Genomic DNA, 18,584 nt, shown 5'->3' with positions numbered 1-18,584 from the left:
TAATTCTATGAAACATTCATTAAACGTATAAACAAATCATCCATTAAAAGATTACTTTGTACGTTTTGCTGTAATTTACGCTTGGCTTGCTGCAATTCATCGTAGAGATTGAACAAACTCTCCAATGCATAATATTCAGCAAGTGGCCGCAGATCTATATCGCTATTGTTGGTGACATGATTGAGTTTTAATGCCATTAAATCTGCCAACAAATATTCAAACATTTGTATAAAGTCTGCGAAATTTAGCTCTTTGTTCCACTTAGTGGCATAAAACAGCGGCATATTTTTTTCAGCCACCAATTTCTGCCAGTCTTGTGCAAACTCATGACGACGTGCCAACCATGCTGCGTTATGACGTTCTATCGCCAACAAGGGCATTTGATTGGACAAATTTAACAATAACTTGGCTTGATCATTTGGCAAATCAGGCAAATGTGCATGTAAGTATTGCTGTGCCTGATCAGGTTCAATTCGATCTAAGGCAAAATGCTGCAAACGACTGCGAATCGTGGCAGGTAATTTCAAAAAATGCTCTGCCAATAGAATAATCATCACCCGATCGCCAGGCTCTTCCAACGTTTTAAGCAAAGCATTAGACGATGCGATATTCAAGGCTTCAGCAGGATCAATCACGATCACGCGCCAACCATCTACGGTCTGCTGCACAAAGGGCAATAAATCACGAATTTTATCAATTCTAATTTTGGCATTGGCTTTTTTATTGTCATCATCGGTTGAAAGATAGACATAGTTAGGATGAGTATCCGACTTAATCCAAAGACAACTGCTGCACTCACCACAAGCACCTTCAGGCTGTTTGTTCAGACACAGCAACCACGTCAGAAAGTATTGGGCAAAAGCATGCTTGCCACAGCCCTTTTTACCATAAAACAATAGCCCATGACCCACATTTGGAAAACGCCCAGTAAGCGTTTTCCAAACCTGTTGTTGCCATGGGTACACTTGTGAATTATTACTATCCAAGAGGAGTCTCTTCGCTTTGGTTTAGTTAAAGTGACTGAAATGCATTGCATTTAATCGATCAAGATCGGCCTGTGTATCGACACCCGGTGGCAAGCTGAATTGTGCCACATCAATTGCAATACGATGGCCATTTTCCAAGACGCGCAATTGCTCTAGATTCTCTAGACGCTCTAATGCACCCTGCTCCCAAGTCACATATTGTTGTAATAGACCAACGCGATAAGCATAAAGCCCCAAATGACGATAGGCTTGCTGATGTAATGTTGCTGCTGCCTGTAGATGTGCATCTCGCTCAAAAGGAATTGCTGCACGACTAAAATACAGTGCCTCATTAAACTTCGACATCACCACTTTAACAATACTATCGCGCTGAAACTCATCTAAGTGCTGAATCGGTTCACACAGGGTAGACATTGAGCAATGCGGCTGATTGGTCAACAAATCAGCCACCTGACGCACCAATGCAGCAGGAATTAAGGGCTCATCTCCTTGCACATTGACGATAATATCTTCTGCATCCCAACCTTTAATTGCCGCCACTTCACTTAAGCGATCTGTGCCAGAAGGATGAGTGGCACTGGTTAAGACCACATCTACACCTTCGGCTTGGCATACTTCAAAAATTTGTGGATGATCCGTTGCAACACATAAATCATCAAAACCTTCAACTTTTTTCGCTTGATCAACCACACGCAAAATCATCGGTCTACCGTGGATTAACAACAAGGGTTTAGCCGGTAAACGTGAACTTTGATAACGTGCAGGAATAACGATGTGTTTCATGCGAAAACCTTTAAAAATATAATTCAAAAATTCGAGTTAAAGACAATATTAAAGTACGCGTTAAAATATAATGCGCAAATCTACTTAATCAATCCCTATGCCCAATTGCTGTAACTGTTGATTTAACAACATATAACAGGCATCAGACAAGACTGCTGTCACAGGCACCACCCAAATTGGGCGCTTAAAATCTGGATAATGTTGTAATAGCGCTTTGAGTTTCACTGCATCTTTTTCAGTGGTGATGATCTGTAGCCCAGTCGCAAAATCTAAATCTTCAAGCACATACTCATGATGGTCTGGAAATTCATGTGGCTGAAATTGACTCACCCCCATCTGCCGCAACGTTTGATAAAAACGTTGCGGAAAACCAATCCCCACCAAAGCACAATAATGCAATGTGGCATCGAACTGGGCGGGTTGATTGGGGATGGTCTGCAAAAGATAGGGTGCTGCAACGGCCAAATGCATATTGAGCGCTTGTGTAGGCGCCTGTGCATGCTCAATTACAGTACTGTGTTGCAAACGCGAAGGCGGTTCACGCAAATAGCCTTCAGGTAATAATTTTTGATTGCCTAAACCACGCTGATTATCCAACACAATCCATTCAAGCTGGCGTTGTAAGGCCCAATGCTGTAAGCCATCATCGCTGATAATCAGATCATACGTACCGTGTTGTAACAACAGCTCAATATTGGCTTGGCGATTGGGACCAACAGCCATCGCTACAGCTGTTGCTTGTACAATTTGACAAGGTTCATCCCCTACAATTTCCGGTAATGAATCTGACTGAAGTAAAACAGGAAAAGGCCCTCGACCACCATAACCACGACTAATTACAGCGACTCGAATCTGTTTTGCTTGCAGATATTTTACCAATTGAATCAGTAATGGGGTTTTCCCACTGCCACCCACGGTGATATTACCAATCACCATCACAGGCACTGGTGCGAGATAACTTTTTTTAAGACCCAACTGATAACGTTGCTGGTTGAGCAGAAAACCAAAACGGTATAAGCATGACAAAGGACGCAGCACAATCAACCACTTGGCTTGACGTTGCCAAGCATTTTGCAAATGCTGCGCAATGCTCATCACTTATTCCTCAAAATTTCTTTGATGCAATTGATAATATGCACCTTTTTGAGTTAAGAGTTGTTGATGTGTACCCTGCTCTACAATTTGTCCTTTGTCCATTACCACAATCAAGTCCGCATTTTCGATGGTTGAAAGTCGATGAGCAATCACTAAGGTGGTCCGATTTTGATCATGCATCGCGGCATCAAAAGCTTTTTGAATAAAGTGTTCTGACTCATTGTCCAAGGCACTGGTGGCTTCGTCTAGAATTAAAATCGGGGCATTTTTCAAAATCGCACGTGCAATTGCAACACGTTGACGTTGACCACCCGATAAAGACAGACCTTGTGCACCTAACTGAGTATCATAACCTTGTGGCAGAGCCATAATGAAATCATGTGCATAGGCTGCTTTTGCTGCTGCAACAATAGCCTCATCACTGGCACCTTCAAGCTGCCCGTAGGCAATATTTTCACGTACTGTTCGGTCGAAGAGCACCACTTGCTGATTAACCATCGCAACTTGAGAACGCAAGCATTCTAATTCAATCTCTTGAATCGGGGTTTGATCCAAATAGATCTGCCCTGTGCTGATTTCTTGAAAACGAGTCAGCATATTCACCAATGAGGTTTTACCTGCACCTGAGCGCCCCACTAAAGCCACGGTTTGTCCCGCTTGAATATTCAGTGAGAAATCACGAATCGCATGAATATCACCACGATAAGTTAGGTTGACCTGCTCAAATTTAATGTCACCACGTAATTTCGGTGTTTGTGTCCCAGTATTTTTCTCTTCCGGCAAATCAAGCAGCTCAAACACTGAATGTGCAGCAGCAAGACCACGTTGTAGTTTTTCATTGACGTCTGTCAAACTTTTAATCGGCTTACCCAATAAACCGGCAGCGGTAATATATGCAACAAACTCACCGGCAGTGGTATCACCAAAAATCTGTGGGCGCAGCGCAATCCAAACAATCAAGCTCATGGCAATTGAAATCACCAATTGCACCACGGGACTGTTGAGGTTTTGCACCACCACCATTTTCAAACTGCGTTTTAAGTTTTGTTCAGAATGGTGGAAAAAGCGTTTTTGCTCGCTGGCTTCACCAATAAAGCTTTTCACGACAGCTTGCCCATTGATGCTTTCTTGTACCACATGGTTAACGTCACCCATGGTATCTTGCACTTCAATCGACAGCTTACGCATACGCTTACCCGCTTTGCGTACCAGCAAACCAATAATCGGCAAGAAAATAAAAATACAAATAGTTAAACGCCAATTGCTATAAAACAAGTAACCCAGCAAGCCCACGGTAATCAAACCATCTTTGACAATCGCCTTTAATGATTCTGACGAGGCAGCAGTCACTTGCTCCACGTTATACATAATTTTGGCGGTAATATGACCGGAAGAGTTATCGAGATAATATTGATTCGGGAGTCTTAAAAGCTTGGCATAGACCTCTTGACGCATCTGAAACACCAGACTTCTGGAGATCACGGCGGTAAAATAGCCCCCCATGAACAATCCCACGCCACGGATAAACATCAATAAAACGATTAATGCAGGAAACCAGTCCAGATTTTCACGGTTACCGTTTTGAATGGCATCGATAATGAATTGTAATAACTTGGCAACAGATACTTCTGTTGCTGCATTCATCCCAAAACCAAGCAGAATCAGCAGTGCTACTCCCCAATACTGCTTTAAATAAGCCAGTAGGCGAATATAAACCTTAAAATCTTGTTTCACTCGTTAATAACCTCGAGAAGGAACTTCGGTACACAGATTAATAATAAATCAGTAGCATCTTGAATCGATAGCAATTGCAAATGCGTTCGCAATACCCTGCCGAGTTTATCACGACTTTAATTGCGTGCAATCTTGTGATCATATTGTTTTATTGCTCACCCTTGCTTATCAATAGCTGTGCAAAGGTGATTGTAATATCGCATTTTTCTGTTATGACCACCGGCTTTAGAGACATCTAAAGTCGGTGGTTACTTTTATTTTTCAGGCAAACAGATGTTTAAAATTCCATCTAACTCATCCAAAGAATGATAATGGATGACCAACTTCCCCTTACCTTGCTTGTTGTGATCAATTTTAACACTGGCACTAAAGCGCTCTGAAAGCTGTTGAGTCAGTTGCTCCAAGTCACTCGACAATGATGCTTTGGCAGCAGGTTGCTTAGGCGCATTCCATTCGCGCACCAATTGCTCGGTTTGACGCACAGAAAGCGATTTTTCAATCACAATCTGCGCAATTTTCATTTGTGCCTCTGCTTTTAAGCTCAGAATGGCCCGTGCATGCCCCATATCCAGCTGGCCTTCTTGCATCAACTGTTTGATATCATCATTTAAACTGAGTAATCGCAACAAGTTACTGATGGTGGTTCTGGCTTTTCCCACGGTATCGGCAATTTCTTGATGGCTTAAACCAAACTCTTCATGAAAGCGCTGTAATGCCATGGCTTGATCAATCGGGTTTAAATCTTGACGCTGGATATTCTCAATCAGCGCCAATGCAATCGCCACCTGATCGGTGAGGTCACGCACAATCGCAGGCACTTGTTTTAGCCCAGCCAATTGTGCCGCACGCCAACGACGCTCACCGGCAATAATTTCAAAAGGATGCTCTGCATCATCGACGGGTCGAATCACGATGGGTTGCATCACACCATGTTTTTCAATCGATGCGGCTAATTCTTGCAAATCTGCTTCGTGAATAAAGCGACGGGGTTGATAGGCACCACGTTTTAACTGACCAACATCAATTTGTTTTAATTGACCATGATCAACGCCTTGTGCTTCAAGCTGAAGTTTTTCTTTTTGGATCGAACCCAGTAATGCATCTAAACCACGACCTTTTGCCAAACCGCGTTTTTTAATGGTCATGTTTTACTTCCTTTTCACTGTGGTTTTTTTCAAAATTTCTGCTGCCAAATTTAAATAGGCAATCGCCCCTTTCGAGCTTTTTTCAAAATAGATAATCGGCAAGCCATGTGCGGGTGCTTCAGCCAAACGTACGTTACGTGGTACGACGGTATCATAAAGCTTTTGACCAAAATACTGCTCCAACTCGGCAGAAACATCACGAGTCAGTGCATTTCGCGCATCATACATGGTGCGCACCACCCCTACGATTTCCAGTGCAGGATTTAAGGCCTGTTGGATCTTATCGATGGTTTGAGTTAAATCAGCCAAGCCTTCCAATGCATAATATTCACATTGCATTGGAATAATCACACCTTGGACTGCAGCCAAAGCATTCACGGTGATCAAACTTAAACTCGGTGCACAATCCACTAAAATATAGTCAAAGTTTTTTTCAACTTCTTTCAGCGCTTCACGTAAAATAAATTCACGGCCTTCTTGCTCAGCGATTACAAGTTCCACACCGGCCAAATCACGGTTAGAACCCAGAACTTTATAACCCACTTCAGACTGATAGATTGCCGTACTCAGTGGCACTTCACCCAGCATCACATCGGTAATTGAATACAGCAGATCATTTTTTTGAATGCCTGAACCCATGGTCGCATTCCCTTGGGAATCCATATCGACCAGTAAAACTCGTTTTTTCAATACAGCCAACGAAGCTGCCAAGTTAACCGCTGTCGTAGTTTTACCAACGCCACCTTTCTGGTTGGCGATTGCTATAATTTGAGCCATGCGAATCCCAATCCTAATTAAGTCTTAAATTTGTTTTAAAATCAGTAAATGTCGTTGTTCGTCTAAATGCGGGACCGTCAATGCGATGGTTTCACATTGCCATTGTCCAGCTAAGGCGTCAATTTCTTCTTGTGGTACCAGACCTTTCATGGCTGCAATCTGACTGTTTGCATGCATATACGGTTTTGAGGCATCGACAAAATCAGTCAATGATGCAAAAGCACGACTGGTAATAACATCAAATTGACCGAGGCTTTGAATGCTCTCTACATTTTCAACCCGGGTTTGTACTGCCGTTACATTTTTTAATTTTAAATCGGCGATAAACTGAGTAAGAAAACGAATTTTCTTCCCATTTGAATCAAGTAGCACACATTCGCGTTCAGGTTGCGTCAACGCAACGATCATGCCCGGCATACCACCACCGGTTCCAATATCGAGCAAACGTCCAGCAGGCAAAGCTTTTAAGATACTTAGACTATCGAGTAAATGTTTAACTAACATTTCCTTCGGCTGACGTATTGCGGTCAAATTATAGGCTTTGTTCCACAAAAGCAAAGCGTCTTGATACTGGAGTAAAGCTTGCAGTGCTTCATCGCTTAGCTGTAGGCCAAGCTTTTGACTGTCTTGCTTTAGAGCTTGAAAGAAAGGATGCATAAATACGCAACATTTATAAGAATTAGTTCGAAGTATACCGATTTCTATCGCGTGGAACACCCTTCAATGATGAGTAATTATGCATTTGACCTTATATGCTGGCAGAAAGTTGCTGATCTAGCTCAGCTAAACGCGCTGGCGTCCCCACATCAACCCATCTTGCTTGCATTTTTTCAGCACTGACTTGCTTATTTTGCATGGCCTGTTTGAAGATCGGCAGCATCGCACGCTTACCAGCGTCTAAACCTTTGAATAATTGTGGAGAATAAACCGCAATACCGCTATAGGTTAAATGCTCACCGGGTTGTTGCTGCTCAAACAAATAAGCGCGATTTTGGCTGAGACAAAAATCACCATCGGGATGCTGTGCGGGATTATCGACCAAGACCAAATGTGCCAAGTTATCGGCTAACTCAACCTCAAGCAATCCGCTAAAATCCATATCGGTCCAAACATCACCATTTAGCAAAATAAACGGTGCATCACCCAGCAAAGGCAAGGCATTAATAATACCGCCTGCCGTTTCAAGCCCTTCGCCTTCATGTGACCAATAAATCTGCACCCCAAACTGCGAACCATCACCCAATGCTTCAAGCAGTTTTTCACCAAGCCAGGCCGTATTAATCACGATCTCGGTCACACCAATCGCTTTTAGTTTTTCAATATGCCAAACAATTAATGGCTTATTTCCAACTGGGAGCAAGGGCTTGGGCGTATGTAAAGTCAGCGGACGCATACGGTTGCCCATACCCGCCGCTAAAATCATCGCTTTCATACACTCACCATTTGATACTTGCCATATTTTTGTTCAAATGCGGGCATCACCCGTGCTTGCATAAATCCAATAAACGCTTGTAATTCAGCAATCTCTTGCGTTTCTTGCAGTAAATACCACATCACCCGTGGTAGATCATTTAAATAACCCGATTTGCCATCACGCTCAAAAAGACGCACAAAAATACCGAGGATTTTAATGTGGCGCTGCACTGCCATTAGATCTGCATCGCGTTTAAACTGAATAAAGTCACGACCTTGTTTTGCCGATGCAGGTAACAAGTCATAAAATTCATTAAACCAACGATAAACGCGCGCAGGCTCCCATTGCACATAGGCATCGCGGGTCAATGAGATTAAGTCATAGGTATCTGCACCAATCACCGCATCTTGAAAATCAATCACCCCCAATTCATCTTGGTCGGCGAGTTTCATCAAATTACGGCTATGGAAGTCACGATGTACAATCACCTGTGGCTGAGCCAACGCAGCATTCGCTAGAAAATCAAAGGCCTGTTCAATCACCTGTGTTTCTTCAGCAGTGGGTAATACGTGCAAGGCAGGCAATAGCCATTCCGTCAGCAAATGCATTTCACTGCATAATTTCTCATACGAATACGCTGGGAAATCGGCATGGTTTTGAATCGCCTGCAATTGGACCAACTGTTTAAAACATTGCTGATAATAACGATCTACAGTTTCTGCATTGAGCAGACTACTCAGCAAGACATCGCCAAAGTCTTCAAGTAATAAAAAACCCAACTGTAAATCTTTGGCGATAATATGCGGAACACGCACACCATGCAGATCAAAAAATTCATCAATTTTCACAAAGGGTGCACAATCTTCTTTTTCAGGGGGTGCATCCATGAGCATAAATGTTTTATTATTCAGTTGGATTCGTGCGTAACGGCGAAAACTTGCATCGCCAGCTAAAAAACTGATTTGGTATTGATCTGAATCGAGTACAGATGCCACCCATTGTTCGATTAAATGTTCGCGTTGTGTATTCATTTACGATTAAATCTAATTCAGGCTGATTTTTTGAAGTGCTAAGTGTAGCTACTTATCTACTTTTTCTCTATGATGCGAGAACAATTAATTGCGATTTGCATACTTGGTTAATGAGACAAATGAAGCACCAGTTTAAATTTAATCCTTTAGCGACTGCTATTTTGACCCTACTTTGCGGTAGTTCTTTGTCAAGCTATGCTGAATCTAACCCAGAAGATTTGCACCCTGATAATCAACAGCTCAAAGCAGCAATCAAAGAAAGCTACCCCGGCCAAGATTTCTACGCGCAATATTATGTCGACAAAAATTCCGCGCAGGCACAGATTCGTGAGTCAAGCACGGGGAATAGCCGTTGGTGTCAAAACACTTGGGTCACCCCTTTTAGCTTAGAAAGTGAAACTGTTGCTGCCAGCGACGGTAGTTCAGTGATTACTGCCGACAATGCCTATTACAACCCAAACGGTGATTCCGTTCTTGAAGGTAATGTCATTATCGACCAACAAGGTCGAATGATTCGTGCCAATGCAATCACCATTGATCAAACCCAAACCTTTGCCAATGCCAAAGGTAATGTACAGCTGGCACAAGGTGGCCTGATTGCGCAAAGCGATCAAATTGCTTACAACTTAAAAGATCAAACGGGTCAATTAAAAAATAGTTTTTATATTTCGGAACAAACCCAAGCACATGGTCAGGCTGCAAATATTTCACGCGTCTCACCCAGTGTTGTGGTGTTAGATGATGCTAGCTATACCACCTGCCCGCCAGATGAAAAGCCGACATGGAAAATTCAAGCCAAAAAAATTGAGCTGAATGAAGAAACTGGCCGTGGTACCACAAAAAACACCAAACTTTATATTAAAGACATCCCCGTTCTTGCGATTCCATATTTCAACTTCCCGATTGATGATCGCAGAACCACTGGACTACTCAGTCCTTCCTTCGGTTATAGCAATGAGGGGGGGTTCCAAGTTGGGGCACCGGTTTATTTAAACTTAGCGTCTAACTATGATGCGACCATTACACCTCTGCTGTATTCTAGCCGTGGGGTAATGCTAAATGGTGAGTTCCGCTATTTAACTGAAAACTTTGGTACAGGTCGAATTTGGGGTGGATATCTCCCTTCAGACCGTGATTATAACGATAACGACCGTAAAGATTTACATGTCTTGCACTATTGGAAAATCAATAACCAATGGTCGAGTAATATCGAATACAACTACGTTTCTGATAAAGATTTCTTCACCGACTTAGACAACAATCCAAACTCAAAAACAGAATTAAACCAACGTCGTGCTTGGGAACTCAACTATGGCAATGGAATTCCTGGCCTAAATGCCAAACTTCGAGTTGAAGACTTCCAAACCTTAGATAAAAGCATTCCCCAAATTGACCGTCCATATGCACGTCTTCCACAGTTGCTGGTCAATTATGTCACGGGCAATCCTTTGGGCTTTGAATATGAGTTTAATAACGACACGGCCTACTTTAGAAAGAATATTAATCCAGACAGCTCAAATGGTCTAAATACAAACAATCAGGTTCAACCCAATGGTACACGGTTATATAACCAATTTGCGGCACGTTATAATTTCCGCAACACCTGGGCCTTTGCAATCCCGGAAGTTTCGGTCAGAACCTTAAATACTTTCTATGACCAAGAAACTAAGGAAAACACCAGCTTTACTTCTGATTCAGAAAATAAATCGGTGGTGGTGCCGCAATTCACCTTGGATACTGGTTTGACCTTTGAACGTGAAGGGAATTTCTTACAAACCATTACTCCACGTGCATTTTACGCCTATTCACAATATAAAAATCAGGATGGCTATCCAAATTTTGACTCAACCACCGCGTCAATGAATTATGATCAGCTGTTTAATCCTTATCGTTTTTATGGCCATGACCGACTAGAAGACAATAACTTCTTGTCACTGGGGATCAGTTATAGTTTATTTGACCCCGTTGGCCTAGAAAGATTACGAGCCAGTATTGGTCAAAGTCATTATTTTTCAGATCGTAAAGTCACGCTGAACAAAGGTGATAAATTTGACACTGAAAAACGCACGGGCCCAATCTTAAGTCTCTCAAGCCAATTGTCAACCCACTATAGTGTTTCAGCCAATGCTGCATGGCTATCGAATGGGAATAACGCACAGCGCGATTTCCAAGTGTATTATACCGGTGATCAAGGTAATCTCTATAACATCGGTTATTTCTATCGGGACAACCTACCCGGCCATCAACTGGCCTATGACCAAGTGATGGCTTCATTCATACAGCCAATTAAAAATAACTGGCGTATTATGGGGAACCTGCAATACGATATAGAGAACAATGTTGCTCGTGAATATCTACTCGGTGTAAATTATGAATCGTGTTGTTGGGGCGTTTCTGTTTATGGGCGTTCATATTATAACGATTTAGATAACGTTAATGACCCAAATGTTAAACCAAAACGCGCAATTATGGCCGAATTTACATTAAAAGGACTCGGGAACTTAAACAACAAACTAAGCTCTCTCATGGAAAATCGGATTCTCGGCTACGATAAAGTAAATCAATCTTGGACACATTAATGAAGACGCACAATTTAAAAAAACTCTTTAAAGCAACCACTTTGGCCTTTGTCATTGCTGCAGCAATGCCAGTTTTTGCCCAACCTAGCGACCAAGTCATTGCCATTGTTGGTGACAGTGCAATTTTAGAAAGTGATTTAGAGCAAGGCGTCGCTGAAGCGATTTATCAGCTTAATGCGCAAAACAAACAAATCCCAGATGAGCAGATTTTACGTAGCCAAATTTTAAACCAGTTGGTATTACAACACTCACAACTTGAGCAAGTAAAACGCTACGGTATTAAAGTTGATGAAAATGCACTCAATGATGCTGTGCTTAAAATTGCGGCTCAATCAGGCAGTAACAGTTTAAGCGCTTTTCAACAAAAATTAGATACTGTTGCACCAGGTACTTATGCCGTATTACGTGAGCGTGTTGCTACCGATATGCAAATTCAGCGCTTACGCCAACAACAAGTCATGTCACGGATTAAAATCAGTGATCAAGATGTAGAAAACTACTTAAAATCGCCTGAAGGCCAAGCAGTAACTGGCGGTCAAGTACATGTCCTACATTTCCGAGTCTCGGGTGATGCGACCCCTGCTGAATTAAAAAAAGCAGCACTTACGGTTAAAGCGGCATTAAATGAAAGCAATGACTTTGATGCGATTAGCAAAAAATACAGTACTGGAAACATCAAGGTTGAAGCGGCGGATATGGGCTTTAGACCTTTATCGAATATTCCTCCTGAGCTAGCTGCACGCGTGACGCCATTGAATCCTGGTCAAACCAGCGAACTCATTCAAGTACAAGATGGCACTCACATCCTAAAATTACTTGAGCGTAAGAGCAACGATCAGAAAGCCTTGGTACCACAGTTCCAAGCCCGCCATATCCTGATCAAAACCTCTGAGGTGGTGACACCTGAGAATGCCAAACAAATGATCGAAAGCATTTATAACCGTATTAATGCTGGAGATGATTTTGCGACTTTGGCTGCAACCTATTCGAATGATCCAGGTTCTGCACGCGATGGTGGTAGCCTCGGCTGGGTTAGCCCAGGCATGATGGTGCCTGAATTTGACGAAACCATGCAAAAAATTCCTGTGGGTCAAGTCAGTCAGCCTTTCGAAACACAATTTGGCTGGCATATTCTTCAAGTGACCGATACTCGCCAACAAGATATGACCAAAGAATATCAACAACGTATGGCACGCCAAGCACTGGGTGAACGCCAGTTTGATTCTGAATTAGACGGGTGGCTTCGTGAGCTTCGTGCCAATACCTATGTTGAAATTAAAGATCCAAGTCTCGATCCTAAAGCCAAAGCAAAAAAATAAGCCATTCGGCTTGTCTGCGGCAAGATCTGATCTGCCCCATTAAAAAACCCTCATTGCGTGCAATGAGGGTTTTTACTTTATTAGCTTAGCGCTATTGAGGCTTAGGACACTTCGTTTGCAGTCGTTGCTTGCTGCTGAATCAAGCTTTTCAGTAACGCCACGACTTCGGTTGGATGCTCAAGTGGGAACATATGTCCACCTTCGGTCACACGAAATGGAATGCCGAGTTTGCGTTGAGTCAGTTGCGGAAAGCCACGTTTATAAAATGCGCTGTTCTGCCCCACCAGCAAATGCACGGGCATTTTAGGCTTCGGTGTCGGCAACCACCACAAGGAGGGATTGGTTCTAAAAATAGCAACTTCATCGGCTTTAGGAATGGTTAGTGTTACCCCACCACGCAGAGGATCTTCTGTTAAAGCAAAATCGATATAGGCTTGGAAGCAGTCTGGATCAAAGTCTTTATAGAAACCTTTAGGACGTAATGATTCACTGGCTTGCTCACGAGAATCCCAATGATCACGGCGTCGTACCGAAAGTCCAGCAGGGGTTAATTTATCCACTGTTTTAGGATGGAATAACTTTGCCATATGAAAAGCAAAAGCATGCCGCCCCACAATTAAAGGCGGATCAAGCATAATCACTTGTGAAAACAAGTCAGGACGTTTATAAGACGCCATTAAAGTTAAGACCGATCCCAGAGAGTGGCCTAAACCAATCACTGGCTGACCTTTACCCTGCTGAACCATGCTATCAATAATCTGATCCACCAAATGTGGCCATTGATTGGTAATCGGATAACGTTTATCTGGCCCAATCAATGGTACATATACGACCTCATATTGATCACTCAATTGATCAAATAACTTTTGATAGACCTTGGATGGCACGCCGTTGGCGTGCGCAAAATGAATCACGGGTTTTGTACTATTCATTATTTTCATCTACAACTTTGACTTATTGCAATTTGGCTTCTTGCTGTGTCTCAAGGCGTTGCATTACTGACTCACCGAGACTCTGCCCCATTTCTGATCCTACACGACCTAAGATCGAATCGAATGGACTACGTTCGACTGTATAGTTCACAGTTTTTGCAACTTTCAGTTCACGCTTTAAGCTTTCAATGTTGCCAGGCTTATCTGCAAGGCCCAATTTAATCGCTTGTTCACCAGTCCAAAATAAGCCAGAAAAAATATTTGGATCATCTGATTGCAGTTTTTTACCACGACCTGCTTTTACGGCAGCAATAAAATGTGAATGCACATTATCTAACAAGGCTTGAATATGTTGTTTTTGCTCCGCTGGAATAGGCTTAGTCATGCTCAGCATATCTTTGTTACTGCCAGCAGTCATCGTACGATCTTCAATACCCAGCTTTTGCGTTAAAGCAGAAATACCGTAATTGGGCATAATCACCCCAATTGATCCCACTAAACTTGAAGGATTCACCCAGATTTCATCGGCAGCGGAAGCAATATAATACGCACCGGATGCACCCATATCACCAATCACAGCATAAACTTTCTTATCTGGATTTTGTGTTTTCAAATAAGTGATCTCTTGCCAAATATCATCGGACTGTACTGGTGAGCCACCTGGAGAGTTAATATTCAGCACAACAGCCTTACTGCTGCTCGCTTCAAAGGCACGTTTTAATGATTTAATGGTGTCTGTACTATTAACGGATTGTTTACCCGAATCGATGGTACCCACAATATTAACCACGGCTAAATGCGCATCTGAACTGGACATGGCCGTTTCATCTACCGTGGACATACTGCAAGCTTTAATCATAAACACCAGTACAATCAAAATATAAGTAAAGGTGATGAATTTAAAAAATATGCCCCACCGACGACTGCGGCGTTGTTCCTCGACTGAAGCGAGAACGGCTTTTTCTAAAATTTGCCATTCTTCTCCAGCACTTGGGGTTTTGCTCTTTTCATTCTGTGTTTGTGGTGGCCAATCGGACATAAGGACAATCCAAATAAGAGTTAAGCCGACATTATATACAAGCTTTCTCTCTAAACTGTTTAATCCATACGATTTAACTTATAATATCCGGATATTCACCATATTATTTTCTTTAGAAATAAGTTTTGATTCTCAATGACTATAAAACAATCAAATACAACCAGACGACTTCTTCACTTTTTTAGTCGCCGATCAATTTTATTTTCACGCCTGTTTGCGCGTGTATTGGCTGCTATTGTCAATTTACTGCATATTACAAAAACCTCGCAAACCATTCGCCTCAACATCGAAATTTGTTTACATCAACTCAATCACGAACAGCGCGAATATGTTACCCGTACTGCGATCCGCAATGAGCTGCAATCATATATGGAGTTTTTTAGTATTTGGGGCAGCAGCAATGAAAAAAATATTGCCCGAATCGCAAAAGTTGAAGGTGAGCATTATCTGCATGCAGCGCTTGCGGAAGCCAAAGGCTTGGTGTTGATTGTGCCGCATTTTGGAACTTGGGAAGTGATGAATGCTTGGCTAGCACAATATAGTCAAATGACGATTATGTATAAACCCATTAAAAATGAAGAGGCCGATCAATTTGTACGTGCGGCCAGAAGCCGTGAACGTGCCACTCTCGTGCCAACCGATGATTCTGGGGTACGTCAAATTTTCAAGGCACTCAAACAAGGTGGCACCACTGCAATTTTGCCAGACCATACCCCAAATGTCGGTGGAGAGATGATCGATTACTTTGGTGTTCCCTTGGCATCAAGTAGTTTAAGTGCCAAGCTTATTCAAAAAACCAAAGCCCGTGCTTTGCTCATCTATGCAATACGCAATGAAAGCTCAGATTTTCATATGTATATTGAGCCAATTGACGAAAATATCTATCAGGTCAACGCCCAAGCGGGTACAGCCATTATTCATCACAGCTTAGAACAGTTGATCCAACGCTATCCTGAACATTATCACTGGAGCTATAAACGCTTCAAAGCCAATCCAAGCCTAGGCAATATTTATCAACTGCCCAAAGCAGAAGCCATTGCCAAGGTCGCTCAAGTCCGTGCCGAGCATGCCGAACAACAACATTTAGCCCTACTCGCCCTCGCACAGCAAGCAATCGATACCACCGTAGCCGACATTGAAACGACCGCATCATTGGAGCGTTAAACGTAAGATCAAAACCGTATGTTGATCTCTATAGCAACAATGCATTTCAGCGTTGCTGCTTGAGCCAACGCCGTTGATCGCGATATACACGCCACTTCATCTGCTGCCGATCCAAGTAAAATTGAACAGAACCGTATTCAATGGTGCTCAATACAGGAATTGACAGCTCTTTTAAACGCGCCAATACCATTGGATTCGGATGCCCATAACGGTTGTCCTTGCCAGCACTAACTACGGCCCACTTGGGCTGCAACTGTTTTAAAAAGGCATAAGAAGAACTGTGCCGACTACCATGATGACCCAGCACTAAGATATCGACTTTTAAATCGGGATATTGCTGTAACAGTTGATATTCTGTTTTCCAACCAGCATCGCCCATAATCAAAAAATTCTGAAATGGTGTTGCTTGCGGTACCTGTATATAAATCACACATGAATGTTCATTTTTATCTTGATGCGCTTGCTGCAATTGATCTTGCTGTGGTGAAAGCACGCTTATCTTGATTTGCCCATAATGCCATTGCTGCCCTGCATAACAATAATTAAAATCTATGCCTTCAAAGCGTGGATCATCTTCACTTGAATACAGTTTTTGCACTGGAATAACTTGGCGAATATAATCAAAAGCACCGCTATGGTCTTGATCCAGATGTGACAAAATCACAAGATCTAAACTCGAAATCCCTTGATCCATTAAATAGGGAACAATCACCTGTTGACCAATACCCCATTGCTGTTCGTTATATTTACCCCCCACATCAATCATCATCTGCTGCTTCGGCAAAGCCAAAAAGATCGCCTGTCCTTGGCCGACATCTAAAATATTCAATTCAAATTCGGACCGTGATTTATGTGAAAATGCCAAGGCCAGCGCACCGAGGCCAATCCATGCACGTGGCAATAGCCCTTGTGGTAGCAACAGCATCGCCACAACAATGCTTAAACCTATGATTTGCCAAGTACTAAAGGCAAAATATTGCTGCCCTATCTGCGCATAACGATCGAGAAACAAAAGCCCCTGCAACAACGCCTGTAACAGCCAATCGGCAAGATGAAATCCATACACAGCCAACCGAGGGAAATACAGGCTTATACTGGCTGCCAAGACCTCAATCGGTACAATTAAACTGCCAATCATCGGTACTGCGATAAAATTGGCAATCGGTGCAAGCCAAGAAATTTGATGGAACATCAAAATAATCAACGGTGCTAACGCAATAAAAATTTTCCATTGCGACAGGGTCATCAGATACAAAAATGAGCAAAATGACTGCCATGTCGTGTGTGCAGGTTGCTTTCTGGTACGCTGAATTTGCAAAGACTGATAGACCCGCAGCAAAATAAAACAAGCCCCGTACGACAGCCAAAATGCAGCAGACAACACACTAAAGGGGTCAAATAACAATAAAAGACTGGCACTGATCAGCAAAATCTTGAGCGGTGCTAGGGCCTGCTTCATCAGCAAAAATCCACTGATCAACAGCACACTGACTAAGGTGCGTAAGGCTGGAATTTCAAAACCGACCAATGCAGCATAGAACCAAACACACAGTAAGAATGGCAACACCAATAAATAAGGTCGGGCGATCCGCAGTAAAAGTAATGGACAAAGCCAATGAAGCAATCGCATAAACACAAAGCAGAAGAGCATGGCAAAGATCAATACATGTGGCCCTGAAATGGCCAACAGATGTGAAATACCCAGCCTTTGAAATAATTGCTGTGTATCTGCTGCAAGTAAGCTCTCATCCCCTGTCAACAAAGCCAGCAATAACCCTGAATTTTGGAATGGATGTGTCGCAATAAAATCTCTAAAACTCAGTCGCTGTACTGCAACCTGCAAAGCCATTCGTGCAAATAAGGACTGCTGTTGATGCACAAAGTCCCGATAACCCAATGCTGCGACTTGTTCAGGGCTCAACCATTGAATGGTCTCTACCTGCAAGCTCCCCATAATATTCTGTTGCAACCACCAGCGCTCTTGATCAAACACCCCAGCGATTGCATAGCTGTGTGCCGCTTTGACTTGACCCGTCACCCGATAATACTGGCCAAGCAGTGGCGTTTGTTGTGCCTTGGCTGGATAATTGATCCGCCAATGTACCGGCACACGCTGTTGATTGAGTACCCAAACCAGATGTTGCCAACGATTGGGATCGGCTTGGGCATTTTGTGCAATCGCATCCACATAGATAATCGCAGTCACGGGTTGCTGTGTAAGATGACGCAGCGCCAAACGCTTGGTTAAGGCTTGATCTGCATAGACCGCACCAAGCAAAGCCATACTCAGCATCCAAGTACATAAACGGATAGATCGCCAGAGCGGGCTGTGCATCCTTCGCAAATCAAACCGAGGCAATATGCTTAACATCAAACTGATTCCAAGCATCGCGAACATTATCGGTTGGAGCTGGCTGACCCAAGACATGCCCATGCTACTGATCCCAGCAATCCAGCTTATTAGCAGCATGAACAGAGCTGTCATCTTAAGGCTGACCACGCAAACACACTTGAGTCGTGTGCGTCATATATAGAGTCGATCAGTGCGTCTTTTTATAATTGCCATGTTGAGCCGCAATGTTTTTT

The 18,584-nt window shown here is 42.9% G+C and carries 15 protein-coding genes; 3 read left to right on the top strand and 12 right to left on the bottom strand.

Annotation, left to right across the window (positions count from 1 at the left end; all coding sequences use genetic code 11):
* Positions 1-5: 5 nt before the first annotated feature.
* The 9 genes from FD716_RS06980 to FD716_RS06940 all read right to left on the bottom strand — a co-directional run bounded on the left by FD716_RS06980 (position 6) and on the right by FD716_RS06940 (position 8,965).
* Positions 6-986: a DNA polymerase III subunit delta' gene (locus FD716_RS06980; RefSeq protein ID WP_139851620.1), complete on the bottom strand. Its 981-nt coding sequence runs from the start codon at positions 984-986 to the stop codon at positions 6-8.
* A 21-nt stretch (positions 987-1,007) separates the two neighbouring features.
* A complete protein-coding gene (gene kdsB, locus FD716_RS06975; RefSeq protein ID WP_139851619.1) occupies positions 1,008-1,769 on the bottom strand; it encodes a 3-deoxy-manno-octulosonate cytidylyltransferase in 762 nt (253 codons plus the stop codon).
* A gap of 84 nt (positions 1,770-1,853) precedes the next feature.
* Positions 1,854-2,864: a tetraacyldisaccharide 4'-kinase gene (lpxK, locus tag FD716_RS06970; RefSeq protein ID WP_139851618.1), complete on the bottom strand. Its 1,011-nt coding sequence runs from the start codon at positions 2,862-2,864 to the stop codon at positions 1,854-1,856.
* A gap of 3 nt (positions 2,865-2,867) precedes the next feature.
* The gene (gene msbA, locus FD716_RS06965) at positions 2,868-4,598 is read right to left on the bottom strand and encodes a lipid A export permease/ATP-binding protein MsbA (RefSeq protein WP_139851617.1); all 1,731 of its coding nucleotides are present in this window, start codon (positions 4,596-4,598) and stop codon (positions 2,868-2,870) included.
* 254 nt (positions 4,599-4,852) lie between these two features.
* Positions 4,853-5,743 carry a ParB/RepB/Spo0J family partition protein gene (locus FD716_RS06960; protein ID WP_139851616.1) on the bottom strand — a complete coding sequence of 297 codons (891 nt, stop codon included), beginning with the start codon at positions 5,741-5,743 and terminating at the stop codon, positions 4,853-4,855.
* A gap of 3 nt (positions 5,744-5,746) precedes the next feature.
* Complete coding sequence (locus FD716_RS06955; RefSeq protein WP_139851615.1) at positions 5,747-6,520, bottom strand: ParA family protein; 774 nt, start codon at positions 6,518-6,520, stop codon at positions 5,747-5,749.
* A gap of 24 nt (positions 6,521-6,544) precedes the next feature.
* Positions 6,545-7,177 carry a 16S rRNA (guanine(527)-N(7))-methyltransferase RsmG gene (gene rsmG / locus FD716_RS06950; protein ID WP_139851614.1) on the bottom strand — a complete coding sequence of 211 codons (633 nt, stop codon included), beginning with the start codon at positions 7,175-7,177 and terminating at the stop codon, positions 6,545-6,547.
* Positions 7,178-7,268: 91 nt separating this feature from the next.
* Positions 7,269-7,952, bottom strand: coding sequence for an N-acetylmuramate alpha-1-phosphate uridylyltransferase MurU (gene murU / locus FD716_RS06945; protein ID WP_139851613.1), 684 nt, complete (start codon positions 7,950-7,952; stop codon positions 7,269-7,271).
* A complete protein-coding gene (locus FD716_RS06940) occupies positions 7,949-8,965 on the bottom strand; it encodes an aminoglycoside phosphotransferase family protein (RefSeq protein WP_139851612.1) in 1,017 nt (338 codons plus the stop codon). The genes murU and FD716_RS06940 overlap by 4 nt, the downstream gene beginning before the upstream one ends.
* A gap of 119 nt (positions 8,966-9,084) precedes the next feature.
* Between FD716_RS06940 and FD716_RS06935 the strand changes: the two genes are divergently transcribed.
* Positions 9,085-11,544, top strand: a complete 2,460-nt coding sequence (locus FD716_RS06935; protein ID WP_139851611.1) for an LPS-assembly protein LptD — start codon at positions 9,085-9,087, stop codon at positions 11,542-11,544.
* A complete protein-coding gene (locus FD716_RS06930; RefSeq protein ID WP_139851610.1) occupies positions 11,544-12,863 on the top strand; it encodes a peptidylprolyl isomerase in 1,320 nt (439 codons plus the stop codon). Before FD716_RS06935 ends, FD716_RS06930 begins: the two co-directional genes overlap by 1 nt.
* A gap of 101 nt (positions 12,864-12,964) precedes the next feature.
* On the opposite strand, the gene FD716_RS06925 is transcribed toward FD716_RS06930, so the two are convergent.
* A complete protein-coding gene (locus tag FD716_RS06925; RefSeq protein ID WP_139851609.1) occupies positions 12,965-13,795 on the bottom strand; it encodes an alpha/beta fold hydrolase in 831 nt (276 codons plus the stop codon).
* Between the two features lie 22 nt (positions 13,796-13,817).
* Positions 13,818-14,834, bottom strand: coding sequence for a signal peptide peptidase SppA (sppA, locus tag FD716_RS06920; RefSeq protein WP_139851608.1), 1,017 nt, complete (start codon positions 14,832-14,834; stop codon positions 13,818-13,820).
* A 135-nt stretch (positions 14,835-14,969) separates the two neighbouring features.
* On the opposite strand from sppA, the gene FD716_RS06915 reads away from it, so the two are divergent.
* Complete coding sequence (locus FD716_RS06915) at positions 14,970-15,998, top strand: lysophospholipid acyltransferase family protein (RefSeq protein ID WP_139851607.1); 1,029 nt, start codon at positions 14,970-14,972, stop codon at positions 15,996-15,998.
* A 46-nt stretch (positions 15,999-16,044) separates the two neighbouring features.
* Here FD716_RS06915 and FD716_RS06910 read toward each other — a convergent pair whose 3' ends face one another.
* Positions 16,045-18,426: a DNA internalization-related competence protein ComEC/Rec2 gene (locus FD716_RS06910; protein ID WP_323808199.1), complete on the bottom strand. Its 2,382-nt coding sequence runs from the start codon at positions 18,424-18,426 to the stop codon at positions 16,045-16,047.
* Positions 18,427-18,584 lie beyond the last annotated feature (158 nt).

Source organism: Acinetobacter pullicarnis (genome assembly GCF_006352475.1).
Lineage (GTDB): Bacteria > Pseudomonadota > Gammaproteobacteria > Pseudomonadales > Moraxellaceae > Acinetobacter > Acinetobacter pullicarnis.
This window is presented reverse-complemented; position numbering and strand designations above follow the sequence as displayed.

Excerpts from the sequence above, each read along its gene's own strand:
- rsmG (WP_139851614.1), bottom strand. The coding sequence starts at position 7,177 with ATGCATCCTTTCTTTCAAGCTCTAAAGCAAGACAGTCAAAAGCTTGGC.
- FD716_RS06955 (WP_139851615.1), bottom strand. The coding sequence starts at position 6,520 with ATGGCTCAAATTATAGCAATCGCCAACCAGAAAGGTGGCGTTGGTAAA.
- kdsB (WP_139851619.1), bottom strand. The coding sequence starts at position 1,769 with ATGAAACACATCGTTATTCCTGCACGTTATCAAAGTTCACGTTTACCG.
- FD716_RS06915 (WP_139851607.1), top strand. The coding sequence starts at position 14,970 with ATGACTATAAAACAATCAAATACAACCAGACGACTTCTTCACTTTTTT.
- sppA (WP_139851608.1), bottom strand. The coding sequence starts at position 14,834 with ATGTCCGATTGGCCACCACAAACACAGAATGAAAAGAGCAAAACCCCA.
- lpxK (WP_139851618.1), bottom strand. The coding sequence starts at position 2,864 with ATGAGCATTGCGCAGCATTTGCAAAATGCTTGGCAACGTCAAGCCAAG.
- FD716_RS06925 (WP_139851609.1), bottom strand. The coding sequence starts at position 13,795 with ATGAATAGTACAAAACCCGTGATTCATTTTGCGCACGCCAACGGCGTG.
- FD716_RS06935 (WP_139851611.1), top strand. The coding sequence starts at position 9,085 with ATGAAGCACCAGTTTAAATTTAATCCTTTAGCGACTGCTATTTTGACC.
- murU (WP_139851613.1), bottom strand. The coding sequence starts at position 7,952 with ATGAAAGCGATGATTTTAGCGGCGGGTATGGGCAACCGTATGCGTCCG.
- FD716_RS06940 (WP_139851612.1), bottom strand. The coding sequence starts at position 8,965 with ATGAATACACAACGCGAACATTTAATCGAACAATGGGTGGCATCTGTA.
- FD716_RS06960 (WP_139851616.1), bottom strand. The coding sequence starts at position 5,743 with ATGACCATTAAAAAACGCGGTTTGGCAAAAGGTCGTGGTTTAGATGCA.
- FD716_RS06910 (WP_323808199.1), bottom strand. The coding sequence starts at position 18,426 with ATGTCTTGGGTCAGCCAGCTCCAACCGATAATGTTCGCGATGCTTGGA.
- FD716_RS06930 (WP_139851610.1), top strand. The coding sequence starts at position 11,544 with ATGAAGACGCACAATTTAAAAAAACTCTTTAAAGCAACCACTTTGGCC.